Below are 16,181 nucleotides of genomic sequence, written 5' to 3'. Positions count from 1 at the left end.
TCAACTACGAGATCCGTAGCGCTTTGTGAGCGCATCAAGGGCCTGCTCGCCGGTAAATCCGGCCTTGCGCATGTTGTAGTACTGTTGCCCGGCGGCTCCGAAACTCTCGATGCGATTTGGAGCAATTGCGTCGTTGAGGCGGCTTATCAGGACGATTGCGGTTTCATCGCCGCCTTCTTCCTTAAGCATATCCTCGAGCTGTACCGCACGATTTGCGATCATGCGGGGAGAGTCGTGAAACTTCGCGGACGCCTCAATGAGCGAACGGCGAAGCTCGTTCATATCGGTTTCCGATTGCTTGGCGCCGTTACGCGTCTCGTGTTCGATCAACCAGACTTCCGGCTTTATATCGTCCTGCTCCGTCAGCCAGGTGCTTTCGCTGACTTTCTCCAAGCCTGATCGGTGTTCCGAAGTCTTTCGCGGTGGTTGGTCATCACTGCACGCGCTCAGACATGCGCCGAGCAAAAAGCAGAGTGCAAAGATGGAATGAGGTCTCGTTGCCATAATAATCGCGATTTTGCAGGCGGTTCCAAGTCACTTGCCGCCAGCTATGGCAGACACCCATTCGAACTTCCAGGACAACGTCTGCAGTCTTCTTTGCCAAAAGTTCCCGGCCCAATTTGCCGATCAATCTGAAGACCTCGCAAGGCTACATCGTTACGGTCCGGCCCCGTGCTGATTGCGCAACCATCGGACGACCAGCGATCCGAACGCACGGTACGCATCTAAGAGCGGCGGAGGGCTCACGTTTTGCCCGTATTCCGCTCGTGCCTCAAAGGGTCGGGACGGCGAAGACATCCCTCGGTTAACGCGGGACGCCGGCATCGGCCCAACAAAGAAAAGCTGGGTTAGGAAACGCGAGGTTAAATGGGCATGAAAAAAGTCGTTGGCACCTCAATGCTGATGTCGGCGTCCTGCATGGCGATAGCCGCCGCTATGCAGCTCGGCGTCGCAACCAGCGCTTACGCAAATGACAAGTTGATCGAACTGTCTAAATCCAAAGATAACTGGGTGATGCCGGGTCGGAACTACGACTCGAACAACTACTCGGAAGACGATCAGATCAACGTCAGCAATGTTAAGCAATTGAAGCACGCCTGGTCGTTCTCGACCGGTGAATTGCACGGCCACGAAGGCGCGCCGCTCGTCGTTGATGGCATCATGTACGTGCACACGTCATTTCCGAACAAGACTTTCGCTCTCGATCTGAACGATCCCGGTCACATCCTTTGGCAGCACAGCCCGAAGCAGGACCCAGCGGCCCGCTCCGTCGCCTGCTGCGACCTCGTGAACCGCGGTCTGGCTTATTGGCCGGGTGACGGCACCGTTCCGCCGTTGATCATCAAGACGCAGCTCGACGGCCATCTCGTCGCGCTCAACGCCAAGACGGGCGAAGAGTACTGGAAGGTCGAAAATGCCGACATCAAAGTCGGACAGACCGAAACGCAGGCTCCTTATGTCGTGAAGGACATTGCCATCGTCGGTTCGTCGGGCGCCGAGCTCGGTGTTCGCGGTTATACCACCGCCTACAACGTCAAGACCGGCGAGATGATCTGGCGCAAGTACGCCACGGGCCCGGATAACGAGATCGGCATCGGCGACGATTTCAACAAGGCGAACCCGCACTATGGTCAGAAGGGCCTCGGCCTCGCGACCTGGGAAGGCGACGCATGGAAAATCGGCGGCGGCACCAACTGGGGCTGGTACGCTTACGATCCAGGCACCAACATGGTCTACTACGGTTCGGGCAACCCGGCTCCGTGGAACGAGACGATGCGTCCGGGCGACAACAAGTGGACCATGACGATCATGGGCCGCGATGTCGACACGGGTGAACTCAAGATCGGCTACCAGAAGACGCCTCACGACGAGTGGGACTTCGCCGGCGTTAACGTCATGATGCTCTCGGAGCAGAAGGACAAAGACGGCAAGGTGCGTAAACTTCTGACGCATCCCGATCGTAACGGCATCGTCTACACGCTCGACCGTGAAAACGGTGACCTTATCTCGGCGAACAAGCTCGACGAGACGGTCAACGTCTTCAAGACGGTTGACCTGAAGACCGGCCTTCCGGTTCGTGACCCGGAATATGGTACCCGCATGGACCACAAGGCGACGGAAGTCTGCCCGTCGGCTATGGGCTACCACAACCAGGGCCACGACTCCTACGACCCCACGAAGCAGCTGTTCTTCATGGGCATCAACCACATCTGCATGGACTGGGAGCCCTTCATGCTTCCCTATCGTGCAGGCCAGTTCTTCGTTGGTGCTACGCTGTGGATGTATCCGGGTCCGAAGGGCGATCGCCAGAACTACCTCGGTCTTGGTCAGATCAAGGCCTACAACGCGATCACCGGCGAATATAAGTGGCAGCACATGGAGAAGTTCGCGGTTTGGGGCGGCACGCTCGCAACCGCTGGCAATCTGGTGTTCTACGGTACGCTCGATGGCTTCATCAAAGCACGTAACTCGGACACGGGTGAACTGCTCTGGAAGCACAAGCTTCCCTCGGGCGTGATCGGCTACCCGATGACCTACGAACACAATGGCGTGCAGTACGTCGCCATCATGTCGGGTGTGGGTGGTTGGCCGGGCGTTGGCCTGGTGTTCGACCTCAACGATCCGACGGCCGGTCTCGGTGCGGTCGGCGCCTTCAAGCGCCTCCAGAACTTCACCCAGATGGGCGGCAGCGTCGAAGTGTTCTCGCTTGACGGCAAGAACCCCTACGACGACGTGAACGTCGGTGAGTTCGAGAAGGGCTGATAACGAGCAACGCCGCGGCACCGGCAAATCCGCCAGTGCCGCGGCATCGTTGATCTCTCTCGGCATCCGAATGGATCCGGGCCGCGCGGCAATAGTCGTTCCTTGCTTCACAACAACGGCTATCTGCCACGCGAGCAACGCAGTCAAATCCCACGCTCGCCGGTCGGCACTAAATCGCCGCGGCGTCCGTTGGACCGGCTTGATTTGAAAGGCCTTGTTCAAACCATGGCTCTAAAATTCGAATTCGCCAGTAAAGCGTCGCGCGTCTTACAGTTTGCAGGTGCGCTCGGGATTTCGCTGGTTGCGCTTTCATTCTCCAATGCTTCGAAATCGGATGAAGCTAAGTCTAGCGCGGCTGCTGCTGATCCCACGGTCTTACGCGTTTGCGCAGCTGCAAAAGAGCTTCCCTACTCGGCCGATGATGAATCAGGCTTTGAGAACAAAATCGCCAAGGCTCTCGCCGAAGGCATCGGCCGGAAGGTCCAATTCGTCTGGTCCGAGAAGCCGGCAATCTATGCCGTGCGCGATCAGCTCGATAAGAATCTGTGCGACGTCATCATCGGGACGGATACGAGTGATGAGCGCGTCCTGACTTCGAAACCCTATTATCGCGCCGCTTACGTCTTCATTCAGCGTAAGGATTCGCCGCTGAAGATCGACAGCTTCGACAGCCCCGATATTCTGAAGGCGCATCCGATCGGCTTCGTGCAGGGCACGCCCGCCGAGACAATGATAACGAAACTCGATCTCTACAACGACAACATCAACTACGTTTCGTCGCTGACGAACTTCAAAGACAAACGCAACTCATATACCCGCATCCCGCCCGAGCGAATGGTCGGCGAAGTCTCCTCGCAAAAATCGGAGCTCGCCATCGGATTTGCGCCCGAGGTCGCACGCTACGTGAAGGCCGACCCGTCTCTGAAATTGACGGTCATCCCTGATAACAACGTCCGCGACGATGGCATGCGCGTTCCGTTCCACTTCGACCAGTCGTTTGCCGTGCGCAAGGACGACAAGGATCTCATGGCTTCGATCAACACGGCGCTCCCGACGGTGCAGAAGAAGATCGATGAAATTCTGAAGGACGAGGGAATTCCATTCGAAGCGCCTCAGCCGCCGACTTGAGAACATAACGCCAGATATCGGTTCAATCGCAGAAAGTTTGGAAGAGAAATAGCATATGAAATTCGGAGTGTTGGCAGCTGGACTGGCTGTCTCGGTATTGATGATAGGTGCGCAGGTGGCCCATGCAGACGGGCTCGATTTCCGCAACACGATTACCGGTGATCCGCTCGATATCGACGCCACCTCGCCGAAGGAAGGGCGGGACACGCCGGCGGTCAAGAAGTTCATGGAAACCGGTGTCGATCCCTTAGTCGAAGTCCCTGGCTGTCTACCGAAGGGTGAAGAGATCTATCTCGAATCCTGCTCGGGCTGCCATGGCCACATCGGCGAAGGAAAGGTGGGTCCGGGTCTCAACAACTCTTATTGGACCTATCCGAAGAACGCGACCGACAAGGGCATTTTTGAAACGATCTTCGGCGGCGCCAACGGCATGATGGGCCCGCACGGTCAAGACCTGACGCTGGATGACCTTATGCATCTCATCGCCTGGATCCGTCACATCCAGAAGGATGATGTCAAAGATGCCGAATGGCTCACGCCTGAACAGAAAAAGGCGTTCAAGCCGTTCCATATCGAGGATTGGGAAAAGGCGGGTCGCGCCGCCGCCTCTAAGGAGCAGTGCAAGATTTCCGGCAACTAGCCGATCGACTGTGATCAGGTCCTGCCGCACAGGAAATGGCTGGTACGGGAACAACAAGGACGGAACGGACCGTCCGAAAAACGAGTAGAAAAATGGAGGAATGCCTATGAAGAACCTTTCACTCACGCTCGTTGCCGGAATTGCATTTGCCGGCATCGCTGGTGCGATGGCTCCCGCAGCTATGGCCTATGACGGCACGCACTGCCGCGCGCCGGGCAACTGCTGGGAACCGAAGCCCGGCTTCCCTGACAAGGTAAAGGGCTCGAAGTACGATCCCAAGCACGATCCCAAGGAACTCGCGAAGCAAAGCGCCGCTCTCAAGGCTCAGGAAGAGCGCAACGCCAAGCGCGCGGAGAACTTCAAGAAGACGGGCAAGTGGGTCTACGACGTCGCGAAGATCCAATAGCTCTAACTGACGAGAATCCTCGGATCTTGCGACGCTTGCAGGACTAAGAAACTTCCTCTCCGAGGTTTATTGGGGTGCTGCGCCAAGCGGCACCCTCCTTTCTTGCTGATTGAAGTTTGACGCCCAGCCGTTCGGCCGGCAGGTATGCGCCACGCTTGGGAACGACAATAATGAATCGCCCAACGCTTGATCGGCCATCGTCCGCCGATGTGTCCGAGCCTATTGATCTCGAAAGTTGGCGAACCAGCGCCAAAAACTTCGAAAACGAAATCGCAAAAGCTGTTGTCGGCCAGGAACGCGCTATCCGGCTGATGACGATCGCCGTGTTTGCTCGCGGCCACGTTCTGCTTGAAGGGGATGTCGGCGTCGGTAAGACAACGCTCCTGCGATCAGTCGCGCGTGCTCTCGGCGGCGCATACGAACGAATCGAGGGCACCATCGATTTGATGCCTTCGGACATGATCTATCACACGTTCCTCAACGAGGAGGGAAAGCCGCGGGTCGATCCCGGTCCAGTGCTCCGCCACGGCAGCGATTTGTCGGTCTTCTTCTTCAATGAGATCAACCGTGCCCGGCCGCAGGTGCACTCGCTGCTGCTGCGCCTCATGGCCGAGCGAAGCATCACGGCTTTCAATAAAGAATATTTCTTTCCGAACCTGCTCGTATTCGCGGATCGCAACCGGATCGAGCGCGAGGAAACATTCGAGCTTCCAGCCGCGGCGCGCGACCGCTTCCTGATGGAAGTCGGCATTTCATCGCCGACCAGCGAAACCGCACGCCGCGACCTGCTTTTCGAAACCAAGTTCCACGACGTGGACGCCCTGATTGCATCGCTGAAAGACGGCGTGATCGACCATCTGCGCCTGAACGCTCTTGCGAAAGTCATCCAGAATTCGATCATCGTCAGCCCGGCACTGGAAAAGTATGTCCTCGATCTCTGGACTGCGATCCGCGAACCCGCAAAGGCCGGAATTTCGGTTCCGAACGTAGATGTCGGACGCCTGGTGGCGGGTGGCGCGAGCCCTCGCGGCATGAGCTATCTCATCCGTGCCGCGCGCGTCGAGGCGTGGCTCTCCGGCCGCGACATGGTCGTGCCGGAAGACATTCGCGAAATTTTCAATGAATGCATGGCCCATCGCATCTTCCTGGCGCCCGTCTACGAGCTTCGGCGCGAGGAAATCGTCCGCAATCTCATCAGCGGCGTCTTCGCCAAGGTGCCGGCGCCATGAACGATGCGGCGCGAGACATCGCGTACGCCATCCCGTGGCGTACGAGCGGCGTTCGCGTTGGCGCGCATAAGAGCTTCCTTTCGGGAAGCAGTGGCCTCTTCCGTGATATCGTCCCGCTGACGACGTTCCCCGATCCGCGCCGCATTGCGATCCGTGCTTCGCTCAGCGACCCGTTCGAAAAACTCCTGGTCCGCCGCGCCGAGCAGCCGAGCGCGATCGATGTTGCCGTTCTGGTCGATGTTTCCGCGTCGATGGCCTTCGAAGGTCGATGCAACAAAATCGCGTTGGCCGCCGATATCGCTGAGGCTCTCGCGATCTGCACCGAGCGCACGGGCGATACGTTCGCACTTCTTCCCTTCGATAGCGCGCTACGGCAAGACCTTGTACTCTGGAAAACGCTGTCTCGGGCTGCGCATCTGGGCGCCGTCGAGAAGCTTCGCGGCGTCACGCCAGACCAAAAGGGCGTCGAAGGAATTGCCGAAGCGGGTGCGGCCATTGCCGGAGCCCGAAAGCTCGTCTTCATCATATCGGATTTTCTATGGCCAGACGAAGCGGCGCGAATGGCCGCCGAGACATTAGCCTTCCATGATGTCGTCCCGATCGAGCTTCGCGATAGTCTCGAGCTTGAGGATTTGCCGCGCTGGGGCCTCCTCAATCTGCGCGACCTCGAAACCGGGCGAAGCCGCCTGGTCGCGATGCGCCCGTCCCTCAAAGAGCGGTGGCTGACACTTCGGAATGATCAGCGCAGCCGCATCGCACGCGTTCTGGACGCCGACATGCGCGAGATGTTCACAATTCGCGACTCGGTCGATTGGATGCGATTCACGGCCTATCTGCTCTATGGAGCCGCCTGATGCGCGTTTTGTGGGCGATGGCTCTTATGCTTTGCTTTGTCCGGCCGGCCGCCGCGGCGATCGACGCAGTGAACGTCTACGAGCCGCGCACGTTCGGCTACTTCATCGGCGATACCTTCGAACGCAACGTCGAAGTCGTGACCAGCGGCAGCACCGAGCTCTTCACCGCCGCGCTGCCGCGCCCCGGTCCTTTGACCTATTGGCTCGACCTTAAATCGATCGAGCACAGTGAGCGCGACGACAATGCCCGCAAGGTTTACGACATCAAGCTCAAATACCAGATTTTCTATTCCGCGATCGAAGCGACCGATCTCGACGTCCCGGCCTTTCCGCTAAAATTCAAGAATCCGAGTAGCATCGCACCCGACGCCACAGCTCCGAGCACTCCGGAGGATCAGGCGGCGAAATATTCGGCCTCCGTACCGGCATTGCGACTGACGATCTCGCCGCTCCGCAACATCGTCCTGAACGACTTGATGCCGGAAAAGACCAAGGAGCTTTCCGATATCCTACGGCCCGATGCCTCCGCACACGAAATTGCTACCGCGTCGAAGATGAGATCGCTTGCGGTTTCGGCGCTGGCGCTCATTGCTTCTGCGCTATTGCTGCTCTGGCACTATGCCGTCTGGCCTTTCGGGAAACGGGCGGGCCGTCCCTTTACGCAGGCGGATCGTCAAATCCGAGACCTGATGTCCTACGGCACGGGCGACCCTTCCTATCGCGAAGCGCTCCTGATCCTTCATCGCGCCTTCGATGAGGCGGCCGGGCACCGCCTCTTCGCCGAAGACGCATCCGCGTTCACGAGACAGCATCCGCGTTTCGCCAACCTCGCGCCGCGCCTCAAAACTTTTTTCGAAAGCTCGCGCCTCTATTTCTTCTCCGATGACCATCGCGCGGCCGAGGAGCGCTTCTCCTTCGACAACGTCAAGAAGCTCGCGGGCGATCTCGCCCGCGAAGAAAGAGCGGCCGCATGATCTTTACCAACCCGCTCGGCCTCTATTTGCTGCCTTTGATGCTGGTCCCGCTTTTTCTCGGCACGCAGCAGCAGGACGGATACCCGTCGCTGGCGGCGCTCCCGGCGGATCGGCTCTCACAAGTCGTGACGTGGGCATTGCGCCTTGCCGGTGCAGTCGCGATTGGAGGGTTGATCCTTGGCCTCTCCGGCATTGCACTGCGCGAACGCAAGATCGAGCGCTTCGGCCAGGGTGCGCATATCGTCCTATTGATCGACCGTTCGGCGAGCATGAACGATACCTTTGCGGGCCGCCAGCCGAGCGGCGCCGAGGAATCCAAGTCCTTTGCCGCCAAGCGGCTGCTGAAAGATTTTGTCGTCAAGCGAAAGCATGACCGGTTCGGCGTCGCGGCCTTCTCGACCGCCCCGATCCATGTCGTTCCCATCACCGACCATAAGGAGATCGTGCTCAATGCGATCGACGCAATAGATCGCCCGGGACTAGCGTTCACCGATGTCGGGCGTGGTCTCGGCATGTCGCTGAGCATGATCGACGAAGATGTTCTGCCTGGTTCGCGCGCGATCGTGCTCGTCTCGGATGGCGTCGCCGTCATCGGCAGACGCGTGCAGGAAGCGCTTCGAACCGATTTCGCGCGCCGCCCCGTGCATCTTTATTTCCTCTATCTCCGCACGGAGGGGTCGAACAGCATGTTCGCGACACCCCCGCCGGACGCCGAAGATACACCGCAGGCGCTGCCGGAGCGTCACCTCAATAAATTTTTCGAAAGCCTGCGCATTCCCTATCGCGCCTATGAGGCCGAAAATGCCGAGGCGGTGAAAGCCGCAATCGATGACATCGGCAAGCTCGAGCAGACGCCGATCGTCTATACTGAGCGCATTCCGCAATACGATCTTTCGCGCTGGGCATACGCGCTGGCTGCCCTCGCGATCGCATTGCTGCTCGCCGCCAAAGTGTGTTCAAGAACCCTGCGCTCGATCGCGGGAGGCGTCCATGCTTGAGAGCATATCGAGACTTCTTTCCGATCAGCGCCGAAAAATCCTCTGGCTCCTGGCCGGGCTAAGCGCCGTCTGGTTTGGCTACGCCGCTGACGATTTCTTTCGCGCTGAACGCGCCAACCGCAACATCAGCGCGCTTCTCGCGCGTCGGGAAATCCCTATCGATGCGCGCCGCGCGACACCGCAGGAGATTCTCGCGCGCGTGAACGAGTCGCTGCGTCGCGATCAAATCGACGAAGCGCAGGCCGTGATGAGCATAGCCGCCGAAAATCTGCCACCCCAGGTTCGTGCGGCCGGCCTCTATAACATCGCCAACGCACGAACGCGCCTCGCCGGTGAGGCTGTTCGCAGAGGCGATCTCGATAGTGCCGCCGCGCTCATCAATCTCGCCAAATCGGAATACCGGCTGGCCCTGCAACTCGATCCGGAAAATTGGGACGCTCGCTACAATATCGACGTCGCCATGCGCGTCGTCCGCGACCTGCCGCAGGCGGATAATCCCGAGACGACATCTCCCGACGCACCGAAGAAACTATGGACGGACCTTCCTGGCATCCCGAAAGGACTGCCATGAAAGCCCTGGGCATCGAATTTGATCGCCGTCTTGGGCTCATCATTGCGGCCCTCATCTCGGCGTTGGCGGCCATCGTGGGTTTTCATCTGATGAGAAGTCAGAGGATCGCCGATGTCCTAGCCGTCGTCGATATTACCGGCAGCATGAACACCCGCGATATGGGCGACCCGAAGGCCTCGGAGAGCCGGTTGGAAGCTGCCAAAACGGCTCTCGTCAATCTGATGCAGGATGTTCCCTGCAATTCCCGCCTTGGGCTCGGCGTCTTTACCGAGCGCATTTCATTTTTGCTCTTCGATCCGGTCGAGGTCTGCAACAATTACGATGCCCTTCAGGAAGCCATATCCGGGCTCGACTGGCGGATGGCGTGGGAAGGCGACAGCTACATCGCCAAAGGCCTCTATTCCGCGATCGACATCGCTTCAAGTCTGAAATCGGATCTGATTTTTCTGACCGATGGCCATGAGGCGCCGCCGCTGCCGTTCAGCGGTGTTCCCGATTTCGACGGCAAGCCGGGTGCAGTCAAGGGCCTCGTCGTCGGCGTCGGCGGATCCGAGCTGACGCCAATCCCGAAATACGATGACGAAGGTCGCCAGGTCGGCGTCTACAGCGAAACCGACGTTCCGCAGGACAATCGCATCGGGCCGCCGCCGCCGGACGCCGAAACGCGCGAAGGCTATAATCCGAGAAATGCGCCATTCGGCTCCGAAGTTGCGGTCGGTAACGAGCAGCTCTCGTCGGTAAAGACCCCGCATCTCGAAGATCTCGCCCGCCGCACGGGACTTCGATACGCCGAGCTTCAGCACCTCAATTCCATGGCGCCGAGCCTGCTCGCAGCGACCGAGCCGCGGCTCGTACGGGTGGACACGAACATGTCCTACATACCGGCGCTTCTCGCGCTTACGCTTCTCCTCGCGCTCTACGGGCTTTCGCTTTTTGAGAAAGTGGCTTTTCGCGCGCGCTCAGCTCTTCGCAATGATCGTTCTACAACTGACCCTCAAGGAGCCTTGGTTTATGGCAATTAAGTTACGTTCTGTTCTCGTGATGGCTGCAGTGTTTGCTTGCGCAAATACCGCATCGGCTCACGGCCCGACGCCTCAGAAAGTCGACGAGAAAATCACCATCGCCGCGCCGCCGGCTGATGTCTGGAAAATCGTCAAGGATTTCGGCTCGATTGGCGGATGGCACCCCTCAGTGACGAACGTCAAGGTGGAGGGAACCGGCAGCGATACGACGCGTACGCTAACGCTGAAGTCCGGCGGAACTCTGATCGATAGCCTCGACGCCATCGACGATAAGGCGATGGAGATCGACTATCGCCTTCAGAACGAGGATTTCACCGCTCTCCCGGTCAGTTCCTATTCAATGGCGATTACGGTGCAGCCGGCCGCCGGCGGCAGCGAAGTCGAATGGATCTCCCGTCTCTATCGCTTCGACACCGGAAACGAGCCGCCCGACGACAAAAACGACGAAGCCGCCGTGAAGGCATCGACCGACTACATCAAGGCGGGTCTGGCCGGGCTCAAAGCCAAAGTCGAAGGTAAATGAGGGCGCACCTTCCCGTCGCTGCCCTCCTGAGTGCCATTGTGCTCCGCAGCGCAATGGCAATGGCCTCCACCGAAAGTATCTTCGTTCTCAGCCAGGACGACGGCATCCTGTCGGTCATCGATACGCGCGCTGATGAGATCGCGGCGAAAATCACGATTGGCGGCAAGCCCGCGGCGTTCGCGATCGATAGAACGTCCGGCAAGGCGTTTGCCACGCTGCCGGACAAGGGTGAGATAGTCGTTATCGATCTCGCCCAAAGAAGCGCTGTTTCGACCTTGAAAGTTGGCGGTCAGCCGTTCGGGATCGCGTCGGATGGCGCAGGTCGTCTTTTTGTCGGAGATTGGAGCGCAAACCGGATTTCTGTCGTTGACGAGAATTCCGGCGGCGTTGAGAAAACGCTGTCCGTGGGCCGCTCGCCCGCGCATCTTGTCGCCGCGCGTGATGGCAGCCGCGTCTATGTCGCCGACCGGGAATCCAACACCGTCGCCGTTATTGACGGCAGAAGTCTTAAAATTCTGTCCGAGGTTCCTGTCGGCCGTGCGCCGTTCGCGCTCGCGTTGACGCCGGACCAGACCCAGCTTGTCGTCGCGAACGTACAAGCAGCCACCCTGTCGATCATCGATACGGCCACGATGAAAGTCGTCGCCTCACCCGCGACCGGGCCGATGCCGTACGGCGTCGCCGTCACTCAAGACAATTCCGAGATCCTGGTTTCCAACCAGCACGGCGGAACTGTTTCGATACTCGATGCGCAGACGCGCCTTCCGCGCGCCGAAATAAAAGTCGGACGTTACCCCGAGGGTGTAGCTGTCCTGAGAGATGGGAGAAAAGCGTATGTCGCCAACTGGTTTTCAGGAAGCGTTTCCGTCATCGACCTCAAGGCCGACGCCGAGATCAAGAAGATCAAATGCCCCGAAGGTCCGAGAATGGTTTTGGTCGGTGCCGCACAGCGCTAGCGCTCTTGTCATCGGCATTGCGATCTTGCTTGTCGGTGCGCCAGACGGGCACGCAGCTTCATTCTGCGAAGCGAGCGTCAAAAGCGGCGTTGCGTCGGGCAAGACCGAAGACGAGGCGAAAGCAGCGGCCACCGCTTGGTGGTCATCGCGTGCTGGCTCCCTCGGCGAGGGCTACCAGGATTGGGCTCGCGCGAAAGACAAGGATCTCAACTGCCACCTTGCGACCGACGGCGGGTTCAAATGCACGGCATCAGGTAAGCCATGTCTTCCCGATGGCAAGCTCCCGCCGGACCCGAACAAAAAAGACCTTTAAGAGAGACGTCCGGTGGTTGACGATCAAAGCTCGCTAAAGTTCCGCGTCTGCTGCAGCGATCCAAAATAGCTGCCGGTCCAACGCTCGACCTTCTCCGGCAGGAAGATGAAGCTCTGCACCTTGTAGACGATGCCGTCGCTCATGACGGTTTCATCCTTGACCGGAATAGCGCTGGCCGGAAGGAAGAACGCGCATGTCTGCTTGCCGACGACTTTGTTGACGGTGTTGGCAGCGATCTCTTCGGCATCGCCCGCCGCTTCCCGCTGAAGGAACGCGACCTGTTCGTGCTTCTGTCCGCAGAAGTATCCCGATACGCGGACCGGATCGTCCGAACGCGCCGGGCTGACACCGCAAAGGGTAACCGATGATAGAAGAAGAGCTGCTCGAGAAAGGCTGACGAATGACATCGACGATCTCCAAAGGCTAATCGGCTCACGATGTGAACCCCAACCTCGAGCGCGCCTCCGAACCCTTCTTCTCAGTTTCCTACAGCGTGAAGGAAAAGTCGGTAGACCTCAACTGCAATACGGTCACAGGCGTCTCGAATTCCCACTCGGCTCACAAAAGAAAATGGCTGCCCGGCCGCGACTTGCTGACGAACCGGACAGCCGAGGAATTTTACTCGACGACGAGCAGGAAGGATTTCCCGGCGTCCGTTGTCAGCTCCTTGTCATCCAAGGTGCCGTCGTTGTCCGGATCCGCGGCCTTGAAACGAGCTTCGACGACGGTGTCGAACTCCTTCTGATCGAGTGTGCCGTCGCTATCCGGATCCGCCGCTTTGAGGCCCGCCTCATCGACGCGACCCGAAAGCTCCTTGGCATCGAGCGTGCCGTCGCTATCTGGATCGAGCTTGGTGAAAAGCTTCGCCGCCGCTGCTTTTGCTTCCGGCAGGTCGACCGTGCCGTCATTATCGGGATCGAGCGCCGTCAGAGACGCCGATGCGGCGAAGGCCGGCTTGGAGTGATGTGCAAACACAAAACCGGAGACCGCCAGCAGCGCCGCGAGGCTCAACAGACGAAATTTCATATTCAAAAGCTCCTCTCAGGGACCAGGCCGACGCGCGAACTTGCACGTTGTGCCCGCAGGATCGGAGGATTCATTCCCTCCAACACTCTGTACTCGCGGCAAGGTATCAGAGGATAATTTCCCTGATTAAGGTGATAAATAGGAAGAAAATTTGGGAAATAGTTCCCGAATGCCCGTCCAGAAAAAGATCCGGAGGACTTCGAGGCGGCTCAATTTTGAAAAGAAATTCGTGTCGTTATAAACGGCGCAATCGGCTTAAGAGTTTCCGTCAAAGGCGGGCATACCGCCCGTCCTGGCGTCACCATGAGACACAATGCCTGTGCATTGCTCGGGCATTCAAGATCGAGCAGGCGATCTAGCGTCAAGCTCCATCGATCTTTGCGTAGGGCTGCGGCACATAACCGAAGATCGCCATCAACCGGCCAACGCCACGGCCGATTTTGCGGCCGCCCAGCAGCGCCGTTCGTTTGAACCACTGCGGCCCGGCAACGAAGGCCACGGGACTTACGACAACGAGCGCTAGACCTCCGATCAAGTGGATCGGGATGGTGTGCACCCTTCTTGCGATCGCGTAGATGTTGCCGAACTTCGAGACATCCTTGCGGAAGTTGGCGGCGGCGATCCACACCGTCCGATAGCACTGCCGGAAATAGCCGGTTCGCTCGACGTGGAGCGCCTCATAGGTGATTGCCCGCCGCGTTCTTTGGATCGCGAAGCCTTTGCAATGAGCCGAGAAAAAGAACTGCAAATCTTCTCCGCCCGATAGCGCCAGCTGCTCGTCGAAAGCCAATCCGGCCTCAGGCACGCTCATGCGGAAACGAACGTTGTTGGTGTAGGCCGATGTGCAACGCTGCCCTTCTTCCGGGTCCTTGTCGGCATCTTCGATATACCAGAAAGGGGTCGGGTGTGGCGGCTCGATGATCTGCCATCCCATCAGTATTGGTGTGTCGAGATAATCCTCGTGCATCAACCCCACGAGCCAGTCCGGATGTGCGGTCTCGTCATCGTCGATGAAAGCCATCCAACCGACGTCGAATTCCTGCGCGGCGCGAAGCGCGCGGTTCCGCGCGATCGCTATTCCCCGTCGCGGTTCGACGACGTATTTCAGCGGAAGCGGAAAGTCCGAGAAACCCTCAACGACGCGTTTGGCCGACTGATCGACGTCGTTGTCTATCACCACCACGATGGGAAAGTAACCGGCCGGAATATTGAGACGGGCAAGTGAAGCGAGGCATGCGGTCAACAGTTGAGGCCGCATGCACGTGCAGACGCAAACCGCTATCCGCCGATCTTTGATGTCGTCGACGAGCGGAAAATGAGCTGAAACCGAAGTTGGCTCTTTCTCTCGCTCGACAGGAGACACCGACTGCAATTCCATCGTTCTCCCGCGCCCAGAATAGAAGAGTTTGATCTTTTCGGTGCTCGTCAATCCAAGCGCGGTGCTCAATCTCAACGCACGAAGCCGGTCACCCGGAGAATTGCGTTCAAATGGATTTTTCGCTGCCTCACCCCCGGACTGGCTCCAGCAAAGGCGTAGGGATTGCAATCGTCTATAGGATTACTTCCCGGCGGCTATAATTCATCAGCGCGCTGCGCACCGGAAACAGTGAGACGATAATCCGATCGAAACCTTAGGATATTGTTCCTGCGATAAGTGAGAAAAATTCCTTATTAGGCGGGATGCGCCGATCATCTTGCCGATGCGGATCTGCGGTTCTGTTCGAGCCGCGAAATCAATCACTGCCACAACGTTGTCGACGACAGGATGGTTGACGCCGAGGCTCCCGCCCAACAGCTGAACGAGTTTGTCGGCGCGTTCGATGGCAATCGCGCCGGCATCAAGTGCGCGGGCGGACGATGAGGCTCGAGTCAGGCTGCGGCTGGCCGCCAGATATTTTTCGAACGGAACCAGATCGGCGGCGTGTGCGCCAATGCGCAAGCAAATCGATTGTACGAAATCAAACACCGAACGTGATTCATCGACGTCGTTGTTGACCGCTTCAGCGATCGTTCGGCTGCCGGTCCTGGTAACGCAACGGCAATTGCCTGCGATCAGCATGGGCCATTTTGAAAATGGCACGAACGCCGAATCGAAGACTTTAAATTGGACAGGAATTGGAACATCGCGATCGCGGATCAACTGCCGCGCCGCTTCGAAATCGCTCTGCAGCCGATACAGGATCGCGTCGGCGGTCGGGGAGCCGAACTTCGCGACCTTGAAGTTGGTGGCGAGCGTCACCTGCAGCACATTAGGGCTTTCCCCAGGAGGTCTGATCGCCTGCGGATCAGGGCTGCAAAGCGTTATCTGGCCAGTCGTGAAGTCCCTCCAAATGCCGATATCGGTATAGGCGCCTGCAAGGCCGTCCACGTCGAGATTGGGAACGCGTCTGAGATAGGGCGGCGGCGGCATATTCATGATCGAGACGCAAGGAACGCCGCTTTTTCCGATATTCCGGAGCAGTTCGCGGATTTCCGGGCTGCTGTATTGCGGCTCCGCCATCGCCAGGCACACGAGATCGAAGTTCGCAAATGTCAAAGTCGATGGCGTTTTCGCAGTGGCCCGTCCTGGCAGCCGCCGGCTGTCAATTTCGATCTCTCCGTCTTGCCGGGTGGTTATTCGAACGCGAAATCCATCGGCGTTGATCAGATCGACTTCTTGCTGCCTGCAAACGAAGTGCACGTTGTGGCCGGCCATAAGCATCTTGGCGGCCGGCAGCGAACCATAAGATGCGCCGAGGAAGAGAATATTGAGCCGCTCGCCCGAATTTTCCGACATGA

General features: G+C 58.5%; 18 protein-coding genes. 13 read left to right on the top strand and 5 right to left on the bottom strand.

What is annotated here, in order from left to right; translation table 11 throughout:
• On the bottom strand, positions 1-393 hold the full coding sequence (locus QM780_RS10900) for a hypothetical protein (RefSeq protein WP_415070501.1): 393 nt from the start codon (positions 391-393) through the stop codon (positions 1-3).
• A gap of 510 nt (positions 394-903) precedes the next feature.
• Here QM780_RS10900 and QM780_RS10895 point away from each other — a divergent pair.
• The 13 genes from QM780_RS10895 (at position 904) to QM780_RS10835 (ending at position 12,377) form a co-directional block, all read left to right on the top strand.
• Positions 904-2,763 (top strand): methanol/ethanol family PQQ-dependent dehydrogenase, encoded by a 1,860-nt coding sequence (locus QM780_RS10895; protein ID WP_415072014.1) that lies wholly within the window; start codon positions 904-906, stop codon positions 2,761-2,763.
• A 225-nt stretch (positions 2,764-2,988) separates the two neighbouring features.
• Positions 2,989-3,891, top strand: a complete 903-nt coding sequence (moxJ, locus tag QM780_RS10890) for a methanol oxidation system protein MoxJ (protein WP_415070500.1) — start codon at positions 2,989-2,991, stop codon at positions 3,889-3,891.
• A 55-nt stretch (positions 3,892-3,946) separates the two neighbouring features.
• Entirely contained in the window at positions 3,947-4,531 is a 585-nt protein-coding gene (gene moxG, locus QM780_RS10885) for a cytochrome c(L), periplasmic (RefSeq protein ID WP_415070499.1), read from the top strand.
• Positions 4,532-4,637: 106 nt separating this feature from the next.
• Positions 4,638-4,937, top strand: a complete 300-nt coding sequence (locus QM780_RS10880; RefSeq protein WP_415070498.1) for a methanol dehydrogenase [cytochrome c] subunit — start codon at positions 4,638-4,640, stop codon at positions 4,935-4,937.
• A 170-nt stretch (positions 4,938-5,107) separates the two neighbouring features.
• Complete coding sequence (locus tag QM780_RS10875) at positions 5,108-6,166, top strand: AAA family ATPase (RefSeq protein WP_415070497.1); 1,059 nt, start codon at positions 5,108-5,110, stop codon at positions 6,164-6,166.
• Positions 6,163-7,020 (top strand): DUF58 domain-containing protein, encoded by an 858-nt coding sequence (locus QM780_RS10870; RefSeq protein WP_415070496.1) that lies wholly within the window; start codon positions 6,163-6,165, stop codon positions 7,018-7,020. Before QM780_RS10875 ends, QM780_RS10870 begins: the two co-directional genes overlap by 4 nt.
• Positions 7,020-7,994 (top strand): nonribosomal peptide synthetase MxaA, encoded by a 975-nt coding sequence (locus tag QM780_RS10865; RefSeq protein WP_415070495.1) that lies wholly within the window; start codon positions 7,020-7,022, stop codon positions 7,992-7,994. The genes QM780_RS10870 and QM780_RS10865 overlap by 1 nt, the downstream gene beginning before the upstream one ends.
• The gene (locus QM780_RS10860) at positions 7,991-8,992 is read left to right on the top strand and encodes a vWA domain-containing protein (RefSeq protein WP_415070494.1); all 1,002 of its coding nucleotides are present in this window, start codon (positions 7,991-7,993) and stop codon (positions 8,990-8,992) included. The genes QM780_RS10865 and QM780_RS10860 overlap by 4 nt, the downstream gene beginning before the upstream one ends.
• A complete protein-coding gene (locus QM780_RS10855; RefSeq protein ID WP_415070493.1) occupies positions 8,985-9,563 on the top strand; it encodes a hypothetical protein in 579 nt (192 codons plus the stop codon). Before QM780_RS10860 ends, QM780_RS10855 begins: the two co-directional genes overlap by 8 nt.
• Entirely contained in the window at positions 9,560-10,585 is a 1,026-nt protein-coding gene (locus QM780_RS10850) for a vWA domain-containing protein (protein WP_415070492.1), read from the top strand. The genes QM780_RS10855 and QM780_RS10850 overlap by 4 nt, the downstream gene beginning before the upstream one ends.
• A complete protein-coding gene (locus QM780_RS10845; RefSeq protein ID WP_415070491.1) occupies positions 10,575-11,108 on the top strand; it encodes an SRPBCC family protein in 534 nt (177 codons plus the stop codon). The genes QM780_RS10850 and QM780_RS10845 overlap by 11 nt, the downstream gene beginning before the upstream one ends.
• Before the next feature lie 59 nt (positions 11,109-11,167).
• Complete coding sequence (locus QM780_RS10840; protein ID WP_415070490.1) at positions 11,168-12,064, top strand: YncE family protein; 897 nt, start codon at positions 11,168-11,170, stop codon at positions 12,062-12,064.
• Positions 12,048-12,377 carry a hypothetical protein gene (locus QM780_RS10835; protein ID WP_415070489.1) on the top strand — a complete coding sequence of 110 codons (330 nt, stop codon included), beginning with the start codon at positions 12,048-12,050 and terminating at the stop codon, positions 12,375-12,377. Before QM780_RS10840 ends, QM780_RS10835 begins: the two co-directional genes overlap by 17 nt.
• 23 nt (positions 12,378-12,400) lie before the next feature.
• On the opposite strand, the gene QM780_RS10830 is transcribed toward QM780_RS10835, so the two are convergent.
• The 4 genes from QM780_RS10830 to QM780_RS10815 form a co-directional block, all read right to left on the bottom strand.
• Positions 12,401-12,784, bottom strand: a complete 384-nt coding sequence (locus tag QM780_RS10830) for a hypothetical protein (protein ID WP_415070488.1) — start codon at positions 12,782-12,784, stop codon at positions 12,401-12,403.
• 211 nt (positions 12,785-12,995) lie between these two features.
• Positions 12,996-13,403, bottom strand: coding sequence for an EF-hand domain-containing protein (locus QM780_RS10825; protein WP_415070487.1), 408 nt, complete (start codon positions 13,401-13,403; stop codon positions 12,996-12,998).
• A 361-nt stretch (positions 13,404-13,764) separates the two neighbouring features.
• Positions 13,765-14,781: a glycosyltransferase gene (locus tag QM780_RS10820; RefSeq protein ID WP_415070486.1), complete on the bottom strand. Its 1,017-nt coding sequence runs from the start codon at positions 14,779-14,781 to the stop codon at positions 13,765-13,767.
• Between the two features lie 204 nt (positions 14,782-14,985).
• A complete protein-coding gene (locus QM780_RS10815) occupies positions 14,986-16,179 on the bottom strand; it encodes a ketopantoate reductase family protein (protein WP_415070485.1) in 1,194 nt (397 codons plus the stop codon).
• Positions 16,180-16,181: the final 2 nt, after the last annotated feature.

It is taken from the genome of Hyphomicrobium sp. (assembly GCF_047600905.1).
Lineage (GTDB): Bacteria > Pseudomonadota > Alphaproteobacteria > Rhizobiales > Hyphomicrobiaceae > Hyphomicrobium_B.
The sequence above is the reverse complement of the archived record's forward strand: the minus strand, read 5'-3'. Positions and strand labels throughout refer to the sequence as shown.